The sequence below is a fragment of the Nonomuraea fuscirosea genome (assembly GCF_035917475.1).
GTDB classification, from domain to species: domain Bacteria; phylum Actinomycetota; class Actinomycetes; order Streptosporangiales; family Streptosporangiaceae; genus Nonomuraea; species Nonomuraea fuscirosea.
The window spans coordinates 7,776,781-7,800,196 of the sequence record NZ_CP109074.1 but is presented as its reverse complement, the minus strand read 5'-3'; the positions used below and the strand labels follow the sequence as shown (position 1 = coordinate 7,800,196).

21 protein-coding genes are annotated in these 23,416 nt (G+C 71.5%); 4 read left to right on the top strand and 17 right to left on the bottom strand.

Going from position 1 to position 23,416, the window contains the following annotated elements; translation table 11 throughout:
* Nucleotides 1-34 precede the first annotated feature (34 nt).
* Complete coding sequence (locus OIE67_RS35410) at nucleotides 35-484, bottom strand: RrF2 family transcriptional regulator (RefSeq protein ID WP_326628695.1); 450 nt, start codon at nucleotides 482-484, stop codon at nucleotides 35-37.
* Nucleotides 485-492: 8 nt separating this feature from the next.
* Nucleotides 493-2,316 carry an endonuclease/exonuclease/phosphatase family protein gene (locus tag OIE67_RS35405; RefSeq protein WP_326628693.1) on the bottom strand — a complete coding sequence of 608 codons (1,824 nt, stop codon included), beginning with the start codon at nucleotides 2,314-2,316 and terminating at the stop codon, nucleotides 493-495.
* A 90-nt stretch (nucleotides 2,317-2,406) separates the two neighbouring features.
* Between OIE67_RS35405 and OIE67_RS35400 the strand changes: the two genes are divergently transcribed.
* Nucleotides 2,407-3,600 carry an ROK family transcriptional regulator gene (locus OIE67_RS35400; protein ID WP_326628691.1) on the top strand — a complete coding sequence of 398 codons (1,194 nt, stop codon included), beginning with the start codon at nucleotides 2,407-2,409 and terminating at the stop codon, nucleotides 3,598-3,600.
* 100 nt (nucleotides 3,601-3,700) lie between these two features.
* Here the strand turns inward: OIE67_RS35400 and OIE67_RS35395 are convergent, their stop codons facing one another.
* The 4 genes from OIE67_RS35395 to OIE67_RS35380 are packed head-to-tail and all read right to left on the bottom strand — an operon-like array spanning nucleotide 3,701 to nucleotide 8,364.
* On the bottom strand, nucleotides 3,701-5,143 hold the full coding sequence (locus OIE67_RS35395) for a glycoside hydrolase family 3 protein (RefSeq protein WP_326628689.1): 1,443 nt from the start codon (nucleotides 5,141-5,143) through the stop codon (nucleotides 3,701-3,703).
* 46 nt (nucleotides 5,144-5,189) lie between these two features.
* Entirely contained in the window at nucleotides 5,190-6,041 is an 852-nt protein-coding gene (locus OIE67_RS35390; RefSeq protein ID WP_326628687.1) for a carbohydrate ABC transporter permease, read from the bottom strand.
* A complete protein-coding gene (locus OIE67_RS35385; protein ID WP_326628685.1) occupies nucleotides 6,038-7,045 on the bottom strand; it encodes a carbohydrate ABC transporter permease in 1,008 nt (335 codons plus the stop codon). The genes OIE67_RS35390 and OIE67_RS35385 overlap by 4 nt, the downstream gene beginning before the upstream one ends.
* A gap of 2 nt (nucleotides 7,046-7,047) precedes the next feature.
* Complete coding sequence (locus OIE67_RS35380) at nucleotides 7,048-8,364, bottom strand: extracellular solute-binding protein (RefSeq protein ID WP_106235278.1); 1,317 nt, start codon at nucleotides 8,362-8,364, stop codon at nucleotides 7,048-7,050.
* A gap of 137 nt (nucleotides 8,365-8,501) precedes the next feature.
* Here OIE67_RS35380 and OIE67_RS35375 point away from each other — a divergent pair, with 137 nt between their 5' ends.
* The 3 genes from OIE67_RS35375 to OIE67_RS35365 all read left to right on the top strand — a co-directional run bounded on the left by OIE67_RS35375 (nucleotide 8,502) and on the right by OIE67_RS35365 (nucleotide 11,486).
* On the top strand, nucleotides 8,502-9,650 hold the full coding sequence (locus OIE67_RS35375; protein ID WP_326628682.1) for an ROK family transcriptional regulator: 1,149 nt from the start codon (nucleotides 8,502-8,504) through the stop codon (nucleotides 9,648-9,650).
* A gap of 12 nt (nucleotides 9,651-9,662) precedes the next feature.
* Nucleotides 9,663-10,313 (top strand): M15 family metallopeptidase, encoded by a 651-nt coding sequence (locus OIE67_RS35370; protein ID WP_326628680.1) that lies wholly within the window; start codon nucleotides 9,663-9,665, stop codon nucleotides 10,311-10,313.
* An 87-nt stretch (nucleotides 10,314-10,400) separates the two neighbouring features.
* The gene (locus OIE67_RS35365; protein ID WP_326628678.1) at nucleotides 10,401-11,486 is read left to right on the top strand and encodes a carboxylate-amine ligase; all 1,086 of its coding nucleotides are present in this window, start codon (nucleotides 10,401-10,403) and stop codon (nucleotides 11,484-11,486) included.
* A gap of 27 nt (nucleotides 11,487-11,513) precedes the next feature.
* Here the strand turns inward: OIE67_RS35365 and OIE67_RS35360 are convergent, their stop codons facing one another.
* From OIE67_RS35360 to OIE67_RS35310, 11 genes are all read right to left on the bottom strand, one after another.
* Complete coding sequence (locus OIE67_RS35360) at nucleotides 11,514-12,260, bottom strand: sulfite exporter TauE/SafE family protein (protein WP_326628676.1); 747 nt, start codon at nucleotides 12,258-12,260, stop codon at nucleotides 11,514-11,516.
* A complete protein-coding gene (locus OIE67_RS35355; protein WP_326645552.1) occupies nucleotides 12,257-14,011 on the bottom strand; it encodes a gamma-glutamyltransferase family protein in 1,755 nt (584 codons plus the stop codon). The genes OIE67_RS35360 and OIE67_RS35355 overlap by 4 nt, the downstream gene beginning before the upstream one ends.
* A 50-nt stretch (nucleotides 14,012-14,061) precedes the next feature.
* A complete protein-coding gene (locus OIE67_RS35350) occupies nucleotides 14,062-15,030 on the bottom strand; it encodes an ABC transporter ATP-binding protein (RefSeq protein WP_326628674.1) in 969 nt (322 codons plus the stop codon).
* On the bottom strand, nucleotides 15,027-15,992 hold the full coding sequence (locus OIE67_RS35345) for an ABC transporter ATP-binding protein (RefSeq protein ID WP_326628673.1): 966 nt from the start codon (nucleotides 15,990-15,992) through the stop codon (nucleotides 15,027-15,029). Before OIE67_RS35345 ends, OIE67_RS35350 begins: the two co-directional genes overlap by 4 nt.
* A complete protein-coding gene (locus OIE67_RS35340; RefSeq protein ID WP_219911655.1) occupies nucleotides 15,989-16,834 on the bottom strand; it encodes an ABC transporter permease in 846 nt (281 codons plus the stop codon). Before OIE67_RS35340 ends, OIE67_RS35345 begins: the two co-directional genes overlap by 4 nt.
* Entirely contained in the window at nucleotides 16,827-17,786 is a 960-nt protein-coding gene (locus OIE67_RS35335) for an ABC transporter permease (protein ID WP_326628669.1), read from the bottom strand. Before OIE67_RS35335 ends, OIE67_RS35340 begins: the two co-directional genes overlap by 8 nt.
* Nucleotides 17,786-19,402, bottom strand: a complete 1,617-nt coding sequence (locus OIE67_RS35330; RefSeq protein ID WP_106235296.1) for an ABC transporter substrate-binding protein — start codon at nucleotides 19,400-19,402, stop codon at nucleotides 17,786-17,788. The genes OIE67_RS35335 and OIE67_RS35330 overlap by 1 nt, the downstream gene beginning before the upstream one ends.
* Nucleotides 19,403-19,494: 92 nt before the next feature.
* Entirely contained in the window at nucleotides 19,495-20,169 is a 675-nt protein-coding gene (locus tag OIE67_RS35325; protein ID WP_326628666.1) for a GntR family transcriptional regulator, read from the bottom strand.
* A 127-nt stretch (nucleotides 20,170-20,296) separates the two neighbouring features.
* Nucleotides 20,297-22,039 carry a hypothetical protein gene (locus OIE67_RS35320; RefSeq protein WP_326628664.1) on the bottom strand — a complete coding sequence of 581 codons (1,743 nt, stop codon included), beginning with the start codon at nucleotides 22,037-22,039 and terminating at the stop codon, nucleotides 20,297-20,299.
* Nucleotides 22,030-22,779: an ABC transporter ATP-binding protein gene (locus OIE67_RS35315; protein ID WP_326628662.1), complete on the bottom strand. Its 750-nt coding sequence runs from the start codon at nucleotides 22,777-22,779 to the stop codon at nucleotides 22,030-22,032. Before OIE67_RS35315 ends, OIE67_RS35320 begins: the two co-directional genes overlap by 10 nt.
* Nucleotides 22,776-23,381, bottom strand: coding sequence for a TetR/AcrR family transcriptional regulator (locus OIE67_RS35310; RefSeq protein ID WP_326628660.1), 606 nt, complete (start codon nucleotides 23,379-23,381; stop codon nucleotides 22,776-22,778). Before OIE67_RS35310 ends, OIE67_RS35315 begins: the two co-directional genes overlap by 4 nt.
* Nucleotides 23,382-23,416: the final 35 nt, after the last annotated feature.

Genomic DNA, 23,416 nt, shown 5'->3' with positions numbered 1-23,416 from the left:
GGAGAGGCGTCGGTTACGGGTGCCGGGGGAGGGGTCAGTCCCAGGCGGCGGGGTCGGAGGCGAGCAGGCGGATGCGCTCGGGCAGCGCTCCCGAGGACACCTGCTCCAGCGTGACCTCCTCCAGGATCGAGCGCTCGGTCGCCCGCAACGCGATCCACACCTGCTGCAGCGACTCGGCGGGCCCCCGGTAGCCGACGTGCTCGGGCCGCTCGCCGCGGACGTTGGCCAGCGGGCCGTCCACCGCCCTGATGACGTCGGCCAGGGAGATCTCGGCGGCGGGCCGGGCCAGCACGTAGCCGCCCTCGGGGCCGCGCTGGCCGCGGACGAGCCCGGCGCGGCGCATCTGGAGCAGGATGTTCTCCAGATATTTGGGCGGCATGTCCTGCTCTTTGGCGAGCTCACCCACAGTGGTCGGACCCGCACCGGCTGCGGCGAGTTCGGCTGCGGCGCGAAGGGCGTAGTCGACACGAGCGGATAGGCGCATGTTCTCGATTATCCCTCCTGGTCAACACTGGTTAGGCGCAAGGTCGTCAGAACGGGCAGGTGATCTGAATACGGCAACCGCGGTACCTGGGCCGAAACCGCCGTCAAACCGGCGCTGATCAGCACGTGGTCGATCCGTTTCACCGGCCGGTCCGCGGGTGAGGTGGGCGGATCGCCCAGGGCTTTCAGGGGGTCGGAGAGCCCGGCCGCCAGCAGCACGCCCATCTCGGGGTCGGCGGGCGTGGTGTTGAGATCGCCGGCCAGGATCACCGGCCGGCTCGCGGCCAGGTCCCGCACGATGGCGGCCACCTCGGGGGCCTGACCGGTGGGCGCCTGGAGGTGGGTGTTGACCACGCCGAGCTCCCTGCCGTTCACCTCGACGACGACGGCCTGGGCCTGCGCCCCCGTGGGGTGGTCGTGCCGCCCCAGCTCGTACGACCGCACGCTCTTGACCGGCAGGTTGGTGAGCAGCGCGTCGCCCCAGACGTTGTCGGCCGCCGGCGCGAAGTAGTGGCGCATGCCCAGGCCGCGGGCGATCCGGTCCAGGTCGTCGTGCCCGCCGTTGAGCAGCCAGCCCCGGTCCACCTCGCTGAGCAGGACGATGTCGGGCCGCTGCGCGGCGGCCCACGAGGCGATCCGGTCCAGCGACAGCCGCCCGTCCAGCCCGAACCCCATTCGGATGTTGTACGCGATCAGCGTCACGTCGTCCGAGCGCTTGGCCGCCACGGCGGGCACGGGCTGCCAGGCGACGGCCACCACCATCGGCACCAGCACGAGCGCGACGGCCGCGGCGGCGGGCACCGTGCGGCGGCGGGCGGACAGCTGCACGGGCGGGTCGCGGACCAGCCGCGGCACCACCGCCACCGCGGCGACCAGCACGGAGACCGCCACGGGCACCACGGCGTTGGGCACGCCGAGGTCGAGGTCGTAGGCCGCGTAGTAGGCGAACACCCCGACGAGGAAGACGAGGCCGCCGCCGAGCAGGGCCGGGCCCTGGCGCCGGCCCGCGGGTCCTGAGCCCGCCGCGGCGAGCATGCTGCCGAGGAACCCGATCGACAGCCCGGGGACGCCGGAGCCCGGCAGGTAGCTGACCACCGTGATCGCGATGAGCGCGATGCCGAGCCCCAGCTCGATCAGCGGGGCGGTGGCCGGGCCCAGAGCCGCCGCGGTCGCCGCGACCAGCGTCAGCGCCAGCAGACCCCAGGAGAGCGCGAGCGTCCCGAGCGGCTCGGGGCCCTGCTCCGGCTTGGCCCACGACGTGGCCGCCATCCCGGCCAGCAGCAGCGTCGGCCCGAAGAGGAACCAGATCCGCGCGGGAGCGGGCGCGCCCTCCTCCGTGCGCGGCGCGGAGAGCAGCGCCAGGAACAGGGCCAGGCACAGCGCGAGCGTGGCCGCCCAGGGCAGCGGGCCCTCCTGCCAGGCCAGGTCCATCCCGTCCAGCAGCAGGTGGACGAGGGACGACAGCGCGATGCCGCCCATGATGCCGACCGGCACGGCCCTGCGGGGGACCGTGCAGGCGCAGCCGTACAGGAGGATCAGGCCGGCCGTGACGCCGGCGGAGGAGACGTAGAGCTGGCTCACGCCCGCCTGGAGCAGCAGCCGCGCCGCGACCAGCCCGGCCGCGCCGGCGACCAGCGCGTGACGCGGTTTTGACAGCAGGGCCAGGAAGGGGAGGATGAACCAGGCGGCGGCGTACAGGCCCATCAGCTCCGCGGGCGTCTCGCCCGCGCGGCCGAAGAGCGTGATCAGCGAGGGCAGGAAGACCCGCAGGACGTCGAACAGGACTACGATGCCGAGCGCCAGCATGACGGCATGGCCACGCGGGATGGTCATGAGGCATCCTCGTGTTCGCCTGACGCGGCGCGCAAGAGCCGGAGCGCTAAACTTCCAACAACCTTTTCGATATCAACGGTGGGATGCACGGTGGGATTCAGCGCGGAGCGACGTCCTGGTGTGCCCGGACTGCTCAGGGAGATCAACGACCGGGCCGCGCTCGACCTGCTGCTGGCCACCGGCCCCATGACGCGCGGGCAGATCGGCGAGCTGACCGGCCTGTCCAAGGTGACGGCCTCGCAGACGCTGGCCAGGCTGGAGGAGCGCGGCCTGGTCGAGGTGGTGGGCGCTCAGGCCGGCGGGCGCGGGCCCAACGCCGCCCTCTACTCGGTGATCGCCTCCAGCGCCTACGTGGCCGGCCTGGAGGTCGGTCCCGAACGGCTCTCCGCGGCCGTCGCCGACATCCACGGCCGCACGATCGCCGAGGTCACCGTCGATCCCAACGGGCATGACGACCCGGTCTCCGTGGTGCACGGCGCGATCGCCAAGGCCTGCCGCGGCGCCAGGATCAGCATCTCCAGGCTGCGCGGCGTGGTGATCGGCACCCCCGGGGTGGTCGATCCGCGCAGCGGCGACATCCGTTTCTCCTTCGACCTGCCCGGCTGGCACGAGGGCATCCACGAGGCGCTGGCCGGTGACCTGCGGCGCGAGGTGACGATCGAGAACGACGTCAACCTCGCCGCGATCGCCGAGCGCGCCGACGGGGCCGCCCAGGGCGCCGACGACTTCGTGCTGCTGTGGGCGAGCCGCGGGCTCGGCCTGGCCATCATGCTCGGCGGCAGGTTGCACCGCGGGCGGTCCGGCAGCGCGGGGGAGATCGGCTACCTGCCGGTGCCCGGCGTGCCGCTGCCCGAGGACATCCGCACCCAGCCGGGGCGGCTCCCGTCGCTGGCGGGCGGCCTGCAGTCGCTGGTCAGCGCCGAGGCGGTGACCGAGCTGGCTCAGGGTTACGGCTTCGCGGCCGGCAGCGCGACCGAGTGCGTCCGGGTCGCCGTGGCCGCCGGGGCCGACGGTGAGCCGCTGCTCGATGAGATCGCCCACCGGCTGGCCCTCGGGGTGGCGGCGGTGTGCGTGGTCCTCGATCCCGGCCTGGTGGTGCTGGCCGGGGAGGTGGGGCTCGCCGGCGGGTCCGCGCTGACGTCCCGGGTGGAGGAGGCCGTGGCCCGGATCTGCCCCGTACGGCCTCAGGTGGTGACGACGACGGTGACGGAGGGCAACCCGGTGCTGCGCGGCGCCGTCCTCGCGGCCCTGGACCAGGCCCGCGAGGAGCTCCTGGCCCCCTGACCGGCCTGCTGGCGAGCACCCCGCTGACCGGAGGCCCCGGGCGCGCCCCAGGACCTCCACAGGGCGCGCTGGGCGGATGGGATGCCCCCTTATGCCCGGTTCAGGCGGTGAGGAGCTCCACGGCGGCCTGGGCGTTGGCCCGGGCGGCGCCGTACGTCGCGATGTAGGCCGCGCTCTCGGGCCGCCACACGGGCAGGCCCATCTCGATCACGGTCGTGTCGGGCCTGGCCGCCACCAGCGCGGACAGCAGGTTCCGGCTCTCGTGGTGCCGGTGCGCGTCCTTGACCACGACGACCAGCGACCGGTTCGCCGCCTTGGCCAGCAGCCCGGCGACGTCGGCCGCGGCCGGCTTGACCCGGACGATCTCCGCGTCGGGCAGCCACGGGCCCACCCCCCACGGCACGTCGCCCACGGCGATCGTCGGCGGGGTGTCCACCTCGATCACCAGGGGTTCGACCAGCGGCTCGGCGGAGCCGCTGAGGCGGACGGCGCGGCGGGCGGCGTGCAGGCCGACGACGTTCTGCTCGGCCGCGACCCGCTCGGGCGCCCCGGCGGCCCAGGCACGCAGCCCGGCCACCCGCTCCGCCGCCTGCTCCAGCCGGTCGAGGGGCAGCCGTCCGTCGCGCACGGCGGCCTCGATCTCGGCGATGATCGCCCGCACGTCGTCGTACGTCGGCAGCGGCCCCAGGCAGAGCAGGTCGGCGCCGGCCGCGAGGGTCAGCACGGCGCCGCCGGCCAGGCCCACGCTCTCGGTGATCGCGCGCATGTCCAGCGCGTCGGTGACGATCACGCCGTCGTAGCCGAGCTCGCCCCTGAGCAGCCCGGTCAGCGCGGCGCCCGACAGCGTGGCGGGCGTGTCGCCCGTCAGCACCGGCACCGCCACGTGCGCGGTCATCACGGACCTGGCCCCCGCGCCGACGGCCGCGCGGAACGGCGCCAGCTCGCGCTCGCGCAGCACGTCCAGGCTGACGTCCACGACCGGCACGTCCAGGTGGGAGTCCACCCGGGTGGCGCCGTGGCCGGGGAAGTGCTTGACGCAGGCGGCGACCCGTACCGACTGCAGGCCCTCGACGGCCGCCACCGTGTGCCGGGAGACCAGCTCGGGCCCGGTGCCGAACGACCTGGTGCCGATGACCGGGTTGTCGGCCTCGGTGTTGACGTCGGCGCTGGGCGCCATGTCCAGGTTGATGCCGCAGGCGGCCAGTTCCGAGCCGATGGCCCGGTAGACCCGGCGGGTCAGCTCGACGTCGTCCACGGCCCCCAGGGCCGCGTTGCCGGGGTACGGGCTGCCCACGTGGTACGCCAGCCGCGTCACGTCCCCGCCCTCCTCGTCGAGCGAGATGACGGGATCACCGGCTCCCCTCAGCGCGGTGGTCAGGTCGAGCACCTGGCCGGGGTCGGCCACGTTGAAGCCGAAGAGCGTGACGCCGCCCAGGCCCCGCTCCAGCTCGCGCAGCACCCACGCGGGCGCGGTGGTGCCCTGGAAGGCGACGAGCAGCGTGCCGGCCGCGAGGCGGCGCAGCCCCCGATCACTCTGACTCATGGCTCCTCATCAGTTCGGCGCACGGCGTCCGCGACGTCGTACGGTGTCAGCCCTTAACGGCCCCGGCGACCAGGCCGGAGACCATGCGGCGTTGGACGAGCAGGAAGAAGATGACGACCGGGATCGTCATCAGGGTCGATCCGGCCATGATCGCGCCCCAGTCGACGCCCTTCTGGCCGAAGAAGTACTGCAGGGCGACCGGCATCGTGTAACCCTCGGACCCCGACATCAGATAGAGGGCGAAGATCAGGTCGTTCCACGCGGTGATGAACGAGAAGATGCTGGTGGCCACCAGGCCGGGCGCGACCAGCGGGAAGAGCACCCTCCAGAAGGTCGTCATGCGCCCCGCGCCGTCGATCCAGGCCGCCTCCTCCAGCGACTTCGGCACCGCGGCGACGAACGTGCGCAACATCCAGACACCGAACGGCAGCGTCAGCGCCACCTGCGTGATGATCAGCCCGATCAGCTGGTCGCCCAGCCCGGCCCGCTTGACCATCATGTACAGCGGGATGAGCAGGCCCTCGGCCGGCAGCATCTGCACGATCAGCAGCGTGACCAGGAAGATGCCGCGGCCCTTGAAGCGGAAGCGCGCGATGGCGGTGGCCGACAGCAGCGCGAAGGCCGAGCCGATGAGCACGGTGCCGAGCGCCACGACGGCGCTGTTGCGCATGTAGAGCCAGATGGAGTTGTTCGCGACGCCCTCGGTCAGCACCCGCTCGAAGTGCTCGAAGGTGAAGTGCGTCGGGAACGGGATGAACTCCGTGGTGAAGATCTGGTCGTTGGCCTTGAAGCCGGTGGCGACCATCCAGTAGACGGGGAAGACGGCGTAGAGGAAGACGAGGATCCCGGCCGTGTTCAGGAGGATCTTGCCGAGCCTCTTGCGTGCGAGCGGGGTCACATCTCCTCCTGCTTCACGATCTGCCTCACGTACACGACGGTGATGATGAGCAGGATGATCGTCAGCACCACCGAGATCGCCGCGCCCGTCCCCAGCTTCTGCGGGGGCTTGAACGCCTCGGCGACGGCGTACATGGACAGGTTGAAGCCGTCACGGTTGGTCGGGCCGTTCATCAGCACGTAGAGCTGGCTGAACACCTTGAAGTCCCAGATGATCGACAGGATCGTCAGGACGGCGAAGACCGGCTTGAGCAGCGGCAGGGTGATCTTTCTGAACGTGCGCCAGGCGCCCGAGCCGTCCACCCTGGCCGCCTCGTACAGCTCGGCGGGGATGCCCTTGAGCCCGGCCAGGACCGAGACCGCGATGAACGGGAAGCCGGCCCACACGACGCACACCACGAGCGCGATGTAGAGCGGGATGGTGTCGTTCAGCCAGGGGGTGCCCGACCAGCTCTCCTGGCCGTCCGGCGGGGAGAGCAGCCAGGTGGGCACCAGGTTGAGCGCCCAGTTGACGATGCCGGACTCGGCGTCGAACAGGGAGCGCCAGATGACGCCCTGCGCCACGGGAGGCACGGCCCAGGCGAACATGCAGCCGATGACCACGAACAGCGACATCTTCCTGCCCAGCCGGTGCAGCAGCACGCCGACCGCGGTGCCCACGATCAGGGTGAGGCTGACGGCGACGAAGGCGAAGGCCACGGTGTTGCGCAGGGCCGACCAGAAGATGTCGTTGGACAGGACCTTGTCGAAGTTGTCCAGGCCCACCCACTCGGCGGGCCTGGTGCCGCGGATCTGGGCCAGGCCGACCTTCTGGAAGGCCATGATGCCGAGCTGGACCATCGGGTACAGCAGCAGCCCCGCGATGACCACCAGGCCGGGGATGAGCAGCACGTAGGGGATGCTCCAGACCGGCAGCCCGCTCGCGCGGGCGGCCCGGTCGTTGCGCCGGCGGCCCGGGGAAGGGGAGGAGTCCCTGCCCCGGGCGACCGTTGTCGGGTTCGCCATCGTTACTGGTTCAGGATCTCTTCGAGTTCCTTGTTGGCGTCAGCGAGGGCGGTAGTGGCGTCCTTCTTGCCCTCGATGACCTCGCGCGCCGCGTTCTGCAGCACGGCCTTGGTCGCGTCGGCCTCGGACCAGTTGGGGTCGGCGGGGAAGGCCTTGGCCTTGGCGAAGGCCTGGGCGAAGGCGCCCTGCGCGGGGTCCTCGTTCATCGCGGCCAGGGTGTCGGGGTAGACGGGCAGCAGGCCGCCCTCCTTGGCGTAGCGGTCGGCCCAGGTCTTGCTGGTGGCCAGCTTGATGTACTCCTTGCCGAGCTCTGCCTGCTCGGTGCCGCCCCACAGCGCGATGTCGTTGCCGCCGAAGAAGGACGCGGCCACGCCGCCGGTCTTGGCGGGCAGCGGGAAGAAGCCGAGCTTGTCGCCCTTCAGCTTGCCCTTGGAGTCCTCCTCGATGCCGGGCAGGTCCCAGGCGGCGGTGAGGTACATCGCGACCTTGTCGTTGGCGAAGCGCTTACGGATGTCCGTGGTGTTGAGAGTCAGGTTGGCCTTGCTGGACAGGCCGTCCTGGACCAGCCCTGTGTAGGTGCCGAAGCCGGCCGCGAAGCCGGGCTCGGTCAGCTTGCCGACCCACTTGTCGCCCTCCTTGACGGCGTACTCGCCGCCCTCGGACCAGGCGAAGGCCGCCAGCAGGTGGTTGGCGTCGGAGCCGCCGTTGAAGGCGAAGCCGTCGACGCCCTTCTTCTCGCCCTGGATCTTCTTGGCCGCGGCGACGAGCTCGTCCCAGGTCTTGGGCACCTCGATCTTGAGGTCGTCGAACCAGTCCTTGCGGTAGAGCACCGCGCGGGCCCCCGCGCCCCACGGCACGGCGTAGACCTCGTTGTCGACGGTCTCGTAGCCGTACAGGTTCTGCGGGATCTGCGACCTGTCGCCCTCGCGGGCGATGTCGGTGATCGGCTCCAGCGCGTCCTGGCTCTGCCACATCGGGACCTGGTCGTTGCCGATCTCGGTCACGTCGGGGCCGGTGCCGGTGGCGGCGGCGGCGAACTTGTCGGCGACCTGCGGCCACGGGATCCACTCAAGCTTGACCTCGGCGCCGGTCTGCGTCTTGAACTCGGCGTTGAGCTCCTCCATGTACTTGGCGGCGGCCGGGTTGCTGTCTCCAAGACGCCACACGCTCAAGGTCTTGCCGGCGAACTTGGGGCCGGAGGCGGCCGCGGCGCTGGGTGAGGACGTGGCGGGTTCTTCGCTCGAACCGCCACAGGCGGCCAGGCCCAGGGCCAGCGCGGCCGTGGTGACCGTAGTGGCCGTGATCTTCGCGATCCTCACAGGGTTCTCCCTTCCCGGGTGCTGGCCTACGGTCCGCACCAGGCTGATCGTCATATGCCGAACGATGGTGTTAAACTAACAAGAAACTTTCTTAAAAGAAACGCCCGTTAGCCGATCGTGACGAGAAGGGTGCGCAGATGAGCCGAGACCCGGGAGTCCCCCGTCTGCTGCGCCGGTTGAACGACCGGGCGGCACTCGAGTTGCTCCTCGGCGACGGCCCTCTGACGCGGGCCGAGCTCGGTGCGCGTACCGGGCTCTCCAAGGTAACCGCAGGTCAGCTTCTCGCGCGATTGGAGGAACGGGGCCTGGTCGAGGTGGCGGGAGAGCGGGCGGGAGGCAGGGGGCCGCACGCCGCCCTGTACGCCGTGGTCCCCTCCAGCGCGTACGTCGCCGGCCTCGAGGTCCTGCCGGAAAGTCTCACCGTCGCTGTGGCGGACATCACAGGCCGCGTGGTGGTCGAGGTCACCCTCAACCCGGCCGACGGCAGGGACCCCGTCAAGGCGGTGCACGCGGCCGTCCAGCGGGCCTGCGACACGGCCAACGTCAGCCTGTCGCGGCTGCGCGCGTTCGTCATCGGCACCAGGGGCGTGGTCGATCCGCTCACCGGTGACGTGCGCATCTCGGTGGACCTGCCCTCCTGGCACGTCGGCGTGCTGGCCAGCCTGCGCGAGACCCTCGGCGCCTCGGTGACGATAGAGAACGACGTCAACCTCGTCGCCCTGGCCGAGCACCGGTACGGCGCCGCCACCGGCGTGGACGACTTCGTGCTCGTCTGGGCCGGCGTCGGCCAGGGGCTCGGCGTCATGCTCGGCGGCCGGCTGCACCGGGGCATCAGCGGCGGCGCGGGCGAGATCGGCTGGCTGCCGGTCCCCGGGCAGCCGCTGCCCAGCGACGTCCGCCGGCCGCAGACGGGCTCGTTCCAGCGGCTGGTGGGCCACGACGCCCTGCGCGGCCTGGCCGACGAGCGCGGCGTGGCCGGCGCCACCGTTCCCGACCTGGTCCGCGGCGGTGACGACGACTACCTCGACGCCGTCGCGGCCCGGCTGGCCCTGGGCGTGGCGGCCGTGACCGTCGTGCTCGATCCGGGCCTCATCGTGCTCAGCGGCGACATCGGCCGGGCCGGCGGCGAGCGGCTGGCGGCCAAGGTGGAGGAGGCCGTGGCCCGCATGTGCCCCAGCAGGCCGAGCGTCGTGGTGAGCCGGGTGGCCGGCAACCCCGTGCTGCGCGGCGCCCTGGTGGCGGCCCTTGAGCAGGCCCGGGAGCAGGTCTTCTCCGACACTGTGTGAGAATTCTTGCCCATGTGGCAGTCCTCGAACGACGTCGTGCTGATCTCCGACCCGCGTGTGACCTCGATCCCCGTGCGCGAAAGCGGCGAACCGCTGGCCGACGTGCGCGGGCGGCTGCGGGTGGACTCCCGGCTGGCCGACGAGCGCGGCGCCTACGCCCACCTGCGGGCCGGGGTGCTGACCCGGCTGGAGCACGCCGAGAGCCTGCTGCCCGACGGCTACCACCTGCTGATCGTCGAGGGTTACCGGCCCGTCGCCACGCAGCGCCGGATCTTCGACGAATACCGTGCCACCCTCACCGGGCTGACGCCCGCGGAGTCGTACGTGGCGGCCAGCCGTTACGTCTCCCCGGTCGAGGTCGCCCCGCACACCGCCGGCGCGGCGGTCGACCTGACCCTGTGCTCGCCCGACGGCGTCGAGTACGACATGGGCACCCAGGTCAACGACAACCCCGAGCAGAGCGACGGCGCCTGCTACACCGCCGCCCCCGCCATCTCCGACGACGCCCGCGCCCACCGCAAGCTGCTGGCCGCCGCCCTGGAGCCCGCCGGTCTGGTCAACTACCCCACCGAGTGGTGGCACTGGTCGTACGGGGACCGTTACTGGGCGATGTCCACGCAGGCAGAGCACGCGCTCTACGGCCCCGTGGAATTTACCGTCTGACACCGCTCAGGCGAAAGGTTTTCCGACGGGTGTGGGACGGGCACAACCTGAGGCGGAGACTGTGGACTCCCCCAGTGAGGTGCCGGCATGGTTCCGCTCATCGGGATCGAAGAGGAATACCTCATCGTTGATCCCCGCACCCGCCACGTGGCTCCCCGAGCGGCCGAGGTCTTGGCCGCCGCGACCGACGTGCTGGACGTGGTGCAAGAAATCACCAGATTCCAGGTGGAGGCTCGTACACCGCCCTCCGCCGACCTCAGCGAGCTGGGCTCCCAGCTCCGCGCGGCACGTAAGGAGGTGGCGAGCGCGGCCCGCTCGTGCGGGCTGGCCGTCGTCGCGAGCGGCATCCCGGTCCTGGGCACCGTGATGCCCTCACCGCTCACCGACGACGACCGTTATCTGCAGGGCAGGGCCCTCTACCGGGCCCTCCAGGACGAGATCAGCATCTGCGCCCTGCACGTGCACGTGGACGTGCCCGACCCCGAGCACGCCGTCTACGTGGGCAATCACCTGCGGCCGTGGCTGCCCACGCTGATCGCGCTGGCCGCCAACTCGCCGTTCTTCGTGGGCCGCGACACCGGCTACGCGTCGTGGCGGGTGATCAGCTGGGGCCGCTGGCCGGTCTCCGGCGCGCCGCCCTACTTCGGCTCGTTCGGCGACTACGAGCTCGCCCTCCGGGCGCTGGCGGAGTCGGGCGCGCTGCTCGACGCCAAGACCGTCTACTGGGACGCGCGCCCGTCGCCGCGCCTGCCCACCGTGGAGATCAGGGTGGCCGACGTGCCGCTCGACGTGGCCGACAGCCTCACCCTGATCGGGCTGATCAGGGCGCTCGTCGTCACCGCGCTGACCGCTGTCCGGCGAGGGGACCGTGGTCTGCCGATTCCGGCCGAGGTGCTGCGCGCCGCCTACTGGCGGGCCGCCCGCGACGGGCTGCGCGGCGACAGCCTCGACGTACGGCACGGCACGCTGGTCCCGGCGGCGGTGATGGCCGGGCGGCTGCTGGAGCACGTCCGCCCGGCGCTGGCGCAGGCCGGTGACCTGACCTTCATCCAGGAGGGCCTCGACCGGCTGCTGCGCAAGGGGTCGGGGGCCATGCGCCAGCGCAGGGCGTACGAGAGGGGCAACGACCTGGCCGAGGTGGTGGACGACCTCATCGAGGCCACCGTCGCCTGAACGCGCCCGTGTGGCGGGCGCGCTCGCTCAGCGCAGCGCGAGGGCGGCCGCCACGCCGAGACCGAACGCGACGACCACGCCGCGCAGCACCTTGGGCGGCATGAGCCTGGCCAGGCGGGTGCCGAGCAGCCCGCCCGCCAGGCTGGCCGGCGCGATCACCGCCACGGCCCGCCAGTTCACGGGGCCGAACAGCGAGAAGGCGACGACCGAGACCGAGCTGACGACCAGCGACAGCACGGCCCGCACGGCGTTCACGCGATGCAGGTTGTCGTGCAGGAACATGCCGAGCACGGTCAGCAGCACCACGCCCATCCCGCCGTTGAAGTAGGCGCCGTAGCATCCGCCGAGGAACACCCCGGCGTACACCAGCCGGCTGACCGGCTCGTCGGCCTCGCCCCCGAAGAGCCGGCGCAGCCACGGCTGCGCCAGCAGCGCGAGGCTGGCGAAGGCCACCAGCCACGGCACCATCGACTCGAACAGCTTGCCCGGCGTGAGCAGCAGCAGCGAGCTGCCCACGCACGCCCCCAGCACCGCGGTGACCGACAGGCTCGTCGCCCTGCTCCGCTGGCCGCGCAGCTCCTTGCGGTAGCCCACCGCGCCGCCCACGTAGCCCGGCCAGAGCGCCACCGCGTTGGTCACGGTGGCGGTCAGGCCGGGCAGTCCCAGGGCCAGCAGGGCGGGGAAGGAGACGAGCGTTCCTCCCCCCGCCAGGGCGTTCACCACGCCGGCCAGCAGACCGGCTCCTACCAGGAAGAGCAGATCGGTGGCCGTCATCGGCCGGCTGCGTAGCCCTGGGCGCCACGCGGGTTGGCGGCGGCCTTGAGGAAGGCGCCGTCACGCGCGACCGCGCTGAGCCGGCCGAGCGCCCACGCGCCCGCCGTCTCGACCTCGTGCCCGCGCCGCCGCAGCTCCGCGATGACGCCCGCGTCCACCCGGTCCTCGACGTGCATGACGCCGGGACGGGACGCGCGCGGGAAGAACGAGCTGGGGAAGTGCTCGGAGTGGAACATGGGGGCGTCGATGGCCTCCTGGAGGTTCAGCCCGCCGTGGACGATCGACAGGAAGAAGTTCACGCTCCACTGGTCCTGCTGGTCGCCGCCGGGGGTGCCGAACGCCAGCCACGGCCTGCCATCCCGCAGCGCGAACGACGGCGAAAGCGTGGTGCGCGGGCGCGTGCCCGGCCGCAGCGCCGTGGCCACGCCCTCCTGCAGCCAGAACATCTGGGCCCGCGTGCCCAGGCAGAAGCCCAGCGCGGGAATGGTCGGCGAGCTCTGCAGCCAGCCGCCGCTGGGCGTGGCCGACACCATGTTGCCCCACCGGTCCACGACGTCGATGTGACACGTGTCACCCTTGACCATGCCGTCACGCGCCACGGTCGGCTCGCCCACGCCCTGCGGCTTGCGCGAGCCCGACAGGCCGGGCGCGTCGCTCGCCGTGCCCGGCTCGGGGAAGACGGGCAGCCGGGGCGTGCGCCCGCCGGGCGCGCCCGGCCGCAGCTCCAGGCTGGCCCGCGCGCCGATCAGCCGCCGCCGCTCGGCGTTGTACGCCGGGCTCAGCAGGTCGTCCATGGGCACCTCGGTGTCGCCGTACCAGGCCTCGCGGTCGGCGAAGGCCAGCTTGGCGGCCTCGGTCACCGTGTGCAGGTAGTCGGCGCCGAGGAAGTCCATCGCGTCCAGGTCGAATCCGTCGAGCAGGGCCAGCTGCTGCAGGAAGACCGGCCCCTGGCCCCACGGCCCCGTCTTGGCCACGGTGTGACCGCGGTAGTCGAAGGTGGCCGGCTCCTCCACCGAGGCCGCCCAGCCGGCCAGGTCGTCGCCGGTCAGCAGGCCGCCGTGCACCTCGCCCGAGCTGTCCCGCCAGGCCGTGGTGGCGCTGAAGTCGGCGATCGCCTCGGCGACGAAGCCCTCGTACCAGGTCTTCCTGGCGGCCTCGATCTGGCCCTCACGGGTGCCGGAGGCCGACTCGGCCTCGGCGATCACCCGCCGGTAGGTGGCGGCCAGCACCGGGTTGGCCAGCTTGGCGCCGGGCTCCGGCACGTTTCCGCCGGGCAGCCAGGTCGCCGCCGACGTCGGCCAGTCCTCCTCGAACAGGGTGCGCACCGACTCGATCGTGGCCGCGATACGCTCCAGCACCGGCACGCCGTGCTCGGCGTAGTGGATCGCCGGGGCCAGCACGTCGGCCAGCGACCAGGTGCCCCAGCGCTCCAGCATCAGCATCCAGCCGCCGAACGCCCCCGGCACCGTCGCCGCCAGCAGCCCGGTGCCGGGCACGACGTCCAGGCCGAGCTCGGTGAAGCGCTCGATGGTGGCCGCCGCTGGGGCCACGCCCTGCCCGCACACGACCGACACCTTCTGCTCGGCCTCGTTCCACAGCAGGATCGGCACCTCGCCGCCGGGGCCGTTCAGATGCGGCTCGGCGACCTGCAGCACGAACCCGGCGGCCACCGCGGCGTCGAAGGCGTTGCCGCCGCGTTCCAGCACACCCATGCCGGTGGCCGAGGCCAGCCAGTGCGTACCGGCGACCATGCCGAAGTCGCCCTTCAGCTCGGGCCTGGTGGTGAACAAACTCGCTCCTTCTATAGGGGTGCGGCCGCGTCGGGGACGCGGTCCGCCGTTACCAGGTGGCAGGCGGCCGGATGGCCCGCGCCACGTGGGTCGGTCAGGGCAGGTTCGGTGCTGCGGCACTCGTCGTACGCCAGCGGGCAGCGCGTGTGGAAGCGGCAGCCGGCCGGCGGGTCCACCGGGCTCGGCACGTCGCCGCCGAGCACGATCCTGCGCCGCTCCCGCTGCCTGGCCGGATCGGCCACGGGCGCGGCCGACAGCAGGGCCTGCGTGTACGGATGCCGCGGCTGCGCGAAGATCTCGGCCGTCGGCCCCGACTCGACGATCCGGCCCAGGTACATGACCGCGATCCGGTCGGCCAGGAACTCCACGACCGACAGGTCATGGGTGATGAACAGGCACGAGAAGCCCATGTCCCGCTGCAGGTCGGTGATCAGGTTGAGCACCGAGGCCTGCACGGAGACGTCCAGCGCCGACACCGGCTCGTCCGCCACGACCAGTTTGGGCTCCAGGATCAGGGCCCTGGCCAGGCCGACCCGCTGCCGCTGCCCGCCGGACAGCTCGTGCGGGTAGCGCTTGCGCATCTCCTGCCGCAGCCCGACCTTCTCCAGCATGGCCGCCACGCGCCCGGCCGTCTCGCGCCGGTCGCACACCTTGTGCCGCAGCAGCGGCTCGCCGACGATCTGCTCGATCGAGAAGCGCGGGTTGAGCGAGGAGAACGGGTCCTGGAAGACCATGTGGACGTCGCGGCGCAGCGGGCGCATGGCCCGGCGCGACAGGTGGGTGATGTCCGTGCCGTTCAGCTCGATCGAGCCCGAGGTGGGCTCGGTCAGCCGCAGCACGCACTTGCCCACCGTGGACTTGCCGCTGCCCGACTCGCCGACCAGGCCGAGCACCTCGCCCTGGCCGATCTCCAGCGACAGGCCGTCCACGGCGCGTACCGGGCCGTAGTGCTTGACCAGGTTGTCGATCCGCAGGATCACTTCCCGCCTCCCGGGTGGAAACAGGCCGCCAGGTGACGGTCGGCCTGGCGTTCGAGCGGTGGCCTGGACAGCCGGCAGTCGTCCTGGGCGCGCGGGCAGCGGTCATGGAAGGCGCACTCGTCGGGGTCCGACATCGGCGAGGGCACCATGCCGGGGATCTCCGCCAGCCGCCCGTTCACCGCCGCCGACGGCAGCGCCTTCATCAGCCCCAGCGTGTACGGGTGCCGCGGCTCGGCGAACAACTGCGCCACCGGCGCCTGCTCGACCGCGCGGCCCGCGTACATGACCACGGCGCGGTCGGCGATGTCGGCCACCACGCCCAGGTCGTGCGTGATGAGGATGATCGCGGTGCCCAGCCGGTCCCGCAGGTCGCGGAAGACGTCCAGCACCCCGGCCTGGATCGTCACGTCGAGCGCCGTGGTGGGCTCGTCGGCGATCAGCACCCGCGGCGAGCAGGCCACCGCGATGGCGATCATCACCCGCTGCCGCATGCCGCCGGAGAGCTGGTGCGGGTACTCCTTCATCCTGCGCCCCGGCGCCGGGATGCCGACCAGCTCCAGCAGCTCCTCCGCCCGCTTGGCGGCGGCCTGCCGGGACAGGCCCTCGTGCCGGCGCAGCACCTCGGCGATCTGGTAGCCGACGGTGAACGACGGGTTCAGCGAGGTCATCGGCTCCTGGAAGACGACCGAGACCGTCTTACCGCGTACCCGCCGCAGCTCCGACTCGGGCAGCGTGGTCAGCTCGCGGCCGTCCAGCTTGATCGAGCCGCTCAGCTCGGTCGTGTCCGGCGGCAGCAGCCTGGGCACCGACATCGCGGTGACCGACTTGCCGCAGCCCGACTCGCCGCACAGCGCGAGGATCTCGCCCTCGTCCAGGGTGAGCGAGATGTCCCGGACCGCCTGGACGAGCCCGTCCTCGGTCCGGAAACCGACACGGAGGTCGGTGATCTCCAGCAGGCTCATCGGGCGCTCCTCGGATCCAGTACGTCGCGCAGCCCGTCGCCGAGCAGGTTGAAGCCCAGGGTGGCCAGCGCGATCATCAGCCCGGGCCAGATGGCCAGCCAGGGCGCGTCGCTCAGGTACTGCTGCGCGGTCGTCAGCATCACGCCCCACGACGGGGTCGGCGGCTGCACGCCCAGGCCCAGGAACGACAGCGTGGACTCGCCGATGATCGCCGCCGGGATCGCCACCGTGGCCTGCACGATGAGGGGGCTGGCGCAGTTCGGCAGCACGTACCTGAAGATGATGTGCCCGTCGCCCGCGCCGTCGGCGATGGCCGCGGCCACGTAGTCCATCTCCCTGACCGCCAGCACCTCGCCGCGGGTGATCCGGATGACGGCGGGCAGCTGGGCGAAGCCCAGTGCCAGCACCACGCCCTTCAGCGAGGGCCCGATGATCGCCGCCAGGCCGACCGCGAACACCAGGAACGGGAAGGCCAGCGTCACGTCCACCAGCCGCATCACGATCGGGTCCAGCCAGCGCCGGTAGAACCCGGCGACCAGCCCGATCGGGATACCGATGGCCATCGCCAGCAGCGTGGACAGCACGCCCGCCTGCAGCGAGACCTGCGCGCCGTGCGCGATCCTGGCCAGGGCGTCCCGGCCCAGGTCGTCGGTGCCCATCGGGTGCGCGCCCGACGGGGGAGCGAGGGTGGCCATGTAGTCCTGCGCGGCCGGGTCGCCGGTGACCAGGGGGCCCGCCAGCGCCAGCAGCACGAACGCGATCACCAGCACCAGGCCGGCCATCGGCATGGGCCTGCGCCGGAAGCGCCGCCACAGCCGCGTCCTTCTCATCACCTCAGTCATGGCCGCCTCCCGAGAGCCGGATCCGCGGGTTGAGGAAGGCGTAGGCGATGTCGACCAGCAGGTTGACCACCACGTAGCCGACCACCGTGACCAGCACGACCGCCTGGATGACGGGGTAGTTCCTGGTCAGGACCGCGTCCACGGTGAGCTTGCCGAACCCCGGGATGACGAAGATCTGCTCGGTCACCACCGCGCCGCTGATCAGCGCGCCCAGTTGCAGGCCCAGCACGGTCACCACGGTCGTCAGGCTGTTGCGCAGCGCGTGCGCGCCGACGACCTTGACCTCCGGCAGGCCCTTGGACCTGGCGGTCCTGACATAGTCGGCCGACAGCGCGCCCAGCATGGCCGAGCGGGTCTGCCGCATGAGGATCGCCGCGAAGCCGGTGCCGAGCACGAGCGCGGGCAGGATCATGCGCTGCAGGTTCTGGCCGGGGTTCTCGGTGAAGGGGACGTAGCCGGAGGCGGGCAGGACCTGCCAGGTCACCGCGAACAGCAGGATGCCGAGCAGGCCCAGCCAGAAGTGCGGCACCGACAGCCCCGCCAGGCCGAAGCCGGTGGCCACGTAGTCGGCGAACCTGCCGCGCCGCACGGCAGCGACGATGCCCGCGCCCACGCCGACGATGATCGCGACCAGCATGGCCAGCGCCGACAGCTCCAGCGTCACGGGGATCCGCTCGGCCAGGATGTCGATCACCGGGAGCTGGTCCTGCGTCGAGCGGCCGAAGTTGCCGGTGACGGTCTGGACGACGTAGTCCACGTACTGCGCGGGCAGCGGCTTGTCCAGGCCGAACTCGTGCCGGATGGCCTCGATCGCGGCGGGCGAGGCCTCCTGGCCCGCCATGACCGTGGCCGGGTCCCCTGGCAGCGCCCTGATCCCCAGGAAGATCAGGACGCTGGACAGGAACAGCACGATCACCGCCGACCCGCAGCGCCGGAGGATGAACCAGAGCATTACGCGGCGAACCCGGCGGTGACGAAGCGCGGCAGGCCGTCCTTGAAGTACTGGACGCCGGCGACCGTCTTGTGCATGCCGAGGTAGTACTTGTTGTGGTACAGGTACACGACGCCCCGCAGCTCGGCGGCCTTCTTCATGGCGGCGCCGTACAACTCGGCGCGCTTGGCCGGGTCGGTCTCGGCGGCGGCCTGCTTGATCGGGTCGTCGATGCCCGGGTCGGACATGCCGGCGTAGTTGTTGCTGCCCTGGGTGGTGACCAGGTTCGTCAGGTTGCCGTCCGCGTCCACCCGGCCCGACCAGCCGCTCAGCAGGGTGTCGAACTTGCCCGCCTTGCCCTGCTCCAGCACGCTGACGAACTCGGCCGTCTGCACGCTCACGTTGAAGCCGGCCTCCTTGACCATCGACTGGATGACCTGCGCCAGGCGCTGGTTGACGGCGTCGTTCGGCGTGGCCATGGAGACCGGGATCGGCGTCGGCACGCCAGAGGCCTGCACGAGCTGCTTGGCCTTGGCCAGGTCACGCTTGGGGCAGGTCAGATCCTTCGGCCGGAACGGGCTGTCGTTCGGCACCGGGAAGCAGTCGACCTCGTGCAGGCCGTTGTACACGGTCTTGTTGATCGCGTCCCGGTCGAGCGCCAGCTCGAACGCCTCACGCAGCTGCGGGCTCTTGCCCAGCGCCGTGTCCACCGGGCCCGGCTTCTTGGTCGAGCCACTGGCGTTGCCGATGTTGATCTGGAAGCCGTAGTAACCCAGCCCGCCGCCGGAGACCACGGTCAGGTTGGGGTCGGCCTGCACGCCCTTGACGGTGTTGGTGGCGAGCTGGTCGCCCACCTGCACGTCGCCGGACTTGAGGTTCGCGGCCCGCACGTTGGGGTCGACGATGATTTTGTATACGAGCTTGTCCAGCTTCACCTTGGCCGCGTCGTAGTAGTCCGGCGCCTTCTCCAGGGTGATCTGGCTGCCGGAGGTCCGGCCGGCGAACTTGAACGGCCCCACGCACACCGGGCTCGCGCCGAAGTTGTCGCCGTCGGCGTCCAGGGCCTTCGGTGACATGATCATCCCGGCGCGGTCCGCGAGCTGCGCGGTCAGCGGCGTGAACGCCTGTGTCAGCGTGAGCTTCACCGTCGCGGGGTCGACGACGTCCACCTTGGTGACCGCGGCCAGGTCGGCCTGGCGGGCCGACTTCTCCCACGTACGGTGCCGGTCCAGCGACTTCTTCACCGCGTCGGCGTCGAGGGCCGTGCCGTCGTTGAACTTCACGCCTTCACGCAGCTTGATCGTCACCTCCTTGCCGTCGTCGGAGAGCTCGGGCAGGGCCGAGGCGAGCTGCGGCACGAGAGCGGAGGAGGCGTCGATGTCGTAGAGCTTCTCGCACATGTTCGCGAAGACCTCACGGCCCACGAGCGTGGTGGAGATGCTCGGGTCCAGCGCGTCGGGGTCGGCGTTGAGCGCGATGTTGAGCGTGCCGCCGCTCTTGACCGCCCGGTGGTCGGCCGAGGCGCTGGCTATGGAACTAGGTGCCGCGGGTGTGGTGCTCGATCCGCCGCCGCCGCAAGCCGTCAGGGCGAGGGGGAGTGTCACGAGCGCCGCGACGACCTTGGGTGACGGTCGCATGGGGGCCTCCGTTGAAAACGTTTAGGAGACTGTATACAAGATCTGACATTTCAGGGATGTTTCGTAACCCTATGTCGTTATATGAGTGTTTCCTAATCGTTTGCCGGTTTTGGCCCGCGGGTCGCGGTCAGGAACGACCGCCGGGCCGCCGCGACGTGCGCGACCGCCCTGGCCTGCGCTTCGTCCTCGTCGCCCGCCTCGATCGCCTCCCACAGGCTCAGGTGCTCCTGCCAGGAGTGCGGGCCCCGGACGGCGGCCGTCTGACTGAAGATCCACTGCGCGCGCTGGAGCATCGGCTTCATCATCAGGGCGAGGTACGAGTTCCCCGCCGCCTCACCCACCGCCAGGTGGAACGCGGTGTTCAAGTCGGCCACCTCTTCCAGCCGGCCGCTCTCCACCGCCTCCTTGGCCTGGTCGAGCACCTGCCGCAGCCGTACGGCCGAGGCCGACCCCCGCTTGCGCGCTGCCAGCCGGGCCGCCAGCCCCTCGACCGCCATGCGCACGTCGAAGAGCTCCTCACCCTCCTCCGCCGACAGCCGCGCGACCGTGGCGCCGATCCGGGGGACGACCTGGATGAAACCCTCGGCGGCCAGCACCCTGATGGACTCGCGCACCGGGTTGCGGGAGACGCCGAGCGCGGCGGCCAGCCGATCCTCGACCAGCCTCTCACCCTGGGCGAGCTCGCCGGCGAGAATGCGGCGGCGCAGCTCCGCGGTGACCTCGTCGCGCAAGGTCCGGTGGGCCGCGCCCAGCGTGAAATCAGTCATATCGGCCTCATCGTATACAGGAGGTCGGCCGCGCTGCGCCGGGGTGCCGGTCGGCGTCCGTCACCTCCCTGGCCGCCTCCCCGAGACCGTCGAACTCCCCGATTCCCGTAGCCGCATGCGCTGGTCCTTACCCGGCCGCCGCCTTCTTCTTCGCCCGGTGCGGGAGCCACAGGCCCGTGCCGTACATGGTCAGGCCGAGCAGGACGAAACCGAGCGCCACCGGCCAGCGCAACCCGGGCTCCATGTACGTGGCCAGGAACCAGGAATGCCGGAGCTGCCCGTTGGAGACCATGACCGCCGCCACGACGCCCTGCGGGAACAGCGGGATCGCGCCCAGGACCCAGCAGATCATCACGATCGTCCGATGCGACGCCGGCATGTCGGGCAGCTTGAACGCGGACGGCTTGGGGCTCTCCGGCCTGCGTCCCGTACGCATGAGGTGCAGCAGCTCCGGCCCCCGGGCCGTCAGCCGCCGATCCGCCAGCAGGCCCAGGCCCCAGTAGCACAGCGCGCCGGTGGCCAGCCCGGCCGCGACACCCCACCAGCCGTACAGTGTCGCGACGGCGATGGCCGGCGCGCCGGTCAGGGCCACGAGCACCATCGCCAGGTACGCCAGCCCGGTCAGGGCGCCGTCCTCCTCGCTCGTGCGCAGCGGGTTGCCGCCCCGTTTCTGCGGGTCGGTGCTGGGCACCAGCGCGTACACCGAGATGAGCGGCACCAGCCCCGCGCCGCCGCCGAGCAGCGCGGCCGTGGCCGTCAGGATCACCGCCCACGGGCCACCGGTGATCAGCGTGCACGCCACCGCCACCAGCACCGCCACCGGGCCCACCGTCACCAGCCAGGCCAGTTGCCTGCCTCGCACGTCGGACGAACCCGGCGTCATCAGGGCGAGCCAGAGGGAGGTGCCGTCGGTGCCGTACAGGTTGGAGGTCATCGCGGCCGCCATGACGATGAAGATCGGGGCCGCCCACGGCAGCATGTCCGTCCAGCCCAGCACGAGCGGCGCGCTCGCGAAGAACACCCCGTAGGCGAGCGCGAACGTGAGCTGGTGGTTGCGCACCAGGTCCCGCGACCAGGTGCGCAGCTCCTTGGCCACCACCGCCTCCCGGCCGTTGCGGGCCCGCATCGGCCGCCGGCCGCGGGTCGAGGGCCGGTTCGCGCCCGCCCGGCGGGTCAGCAGCCCCGCCCACGTCGCCAGCAGCAGCGCGATGAGCACGACCATCGCGGCCAGCCCCAGATAGTCGCCCTGGACGGCGAGCAGCCCCCAGCCGGACGGCAGGTAGCGGACGAACTCCGGGATCTGCGCGCCCTGCCCGAACGCCACCGCGAACACCCACGCCTGGCCCAGGAAGGCCAGCACCACACCGTTGAGCAGGCCCGCGCCGATCGCCCCCGCCCGCGAACGCAGCGCGATGCCCAGCAGCGCCACCGCCACCTTCGATAGCAGCACGAACACCGCCAGCTGCAACACCATCGCCGGCACCGCCACGAGCGCGTTCACCGGTGACGTGGCCGCGACGACAAGACCGGCCAGCGCGATCAGGCCGACCACCGGGGCCACGCCCACGAACGCCGACACCAGCAGCGCGGCCGCCAGCCGCCACGGAGGCAGCCCCATCAGGGAGAAGAACTCCGGGCGCAGCGTCTCGTCACCGCCGCCGGAGAAGACAGGGCCGATGATCCAGCCCAGCATCCACACCGCGAGCGCGGCGGCCAGCCAGTCGCCCTCCAGGAAGGCCAGGTAGATCGTGCCCGCCGCGAGCACCAGGCCGAGCGTGCCGCCCGAGGCCATCATGGTGCCCTTGTCGCCCTTCAGCGAATGGCGCAGGATCGCGAGCTTCATCCGGGCCATGGTGACGGCTACAGCCATGACAGCCCCTTGGTCGCGGTGGTGCCGGAGCCGACCAGTTCCACGAACCTGTCCTCGAGCGTGGCCGTGCCGCGTACCTCGTCCAGCGGGCCGGCCGCCGCCACCCGGCCCTTGTCGATCACGCCCACGTGGTCGCAGAGCTGCTCCACCAGCGCCATCACGTGGCTGGACAGCACGATCGAGCCGCCGCCTGCCACGAAGCCGCGCAGGATCGTCTTGATCGTCGCCGCCGAGACCGGGTCCACCGCCTCGAACGGCTCGTCCAGCACCAGCAACTTCGGCGCGTGCAACAGTGCCGTGGCCAGAGCGATCTTCTTGCGCATACCCGTGGAGTACTCGATGACGAGCGTCTTCTCCGCGCTGTCCAGCTCCAGCACCGACAGCAGCTCCTCGACCCGCTCGGCCACCACCTCCTTGCTCAGCCCGCGCAGCAGGCCGAGATAGGTGAGCACCTCACGCCCGGTGAGCCGCTCCGGCATCGCCAGGCCGTCCGGCAGCACGCCGACGAGCTGCTTGGCCTTCCCCGGGTTGGACCAGACGTCCGAGCCGAAGATCCACGCCGCTCCCGAGTCGGGCCGCAGCAGGCCGACCGCCATGGACAGCGTGGTCGTCTTGCCCGCGCCGTTCTGCCCGACCAGGCCGTAGAAGGAACCCTGAGGGACGGTCAGATCGACGTGGTCCACGGCGGTTTTGTCGCCGAAGGTCTTGGCTAAGCCCTTGATCTCCAAGGCCGCTGTCATGGTTGTCTCCTGGTCGCGATGGTGAAGGTGGCGACCAGCTCACGGGTGAGCAGGTCGAGGTCGAAGTCGGGGTCGTGAAAGAGACGCCCCGGCACGGCGTCGATGGCTCCCCGGATGGCGATGGCCATGGTCCGCTGGTGGAAGTCGCGGAACTCGCCGGCCTGCCGGCCCCAGTCCAGGATCTTCTCCAGGTCGGTGATGGCCACCTCGGCCTGCTCGGCGTACGGCCCCGGGTCGCTCTCCCCGCCTTGGGCGTGCGTGACGATCTCCACCAGCGCCAGGAGGGGCTTGCGGTGCAGCCGCATGAACTCGAGGTTGCCCTCGATGTACGCGCGCAGCGCCTCCGTCGCGGAGGGCTGTGCCAGGATGCGCGGGAGCATCAGGTCGGTGGCCAGCTTGGCCACCTCCGCGACGACGGCCTGGATGAGCGGGTCCTTCCCGCCGAAGTGGTACGAGATCACGCCGCTGCTGATCTTCGCCTGCTTGGCGATCCTGGCCATGGTGGCGTTGGCGTAGCCGTGCTCGGCGATCACCTCGATGGCACACGCGATGATCTGGGCCCGGCGGGCCTCTTCAATGAATGTGCGACTTTCTGGCTGCACATCCAAAACTTTAAACGGTCATTCAAATTTTTGGA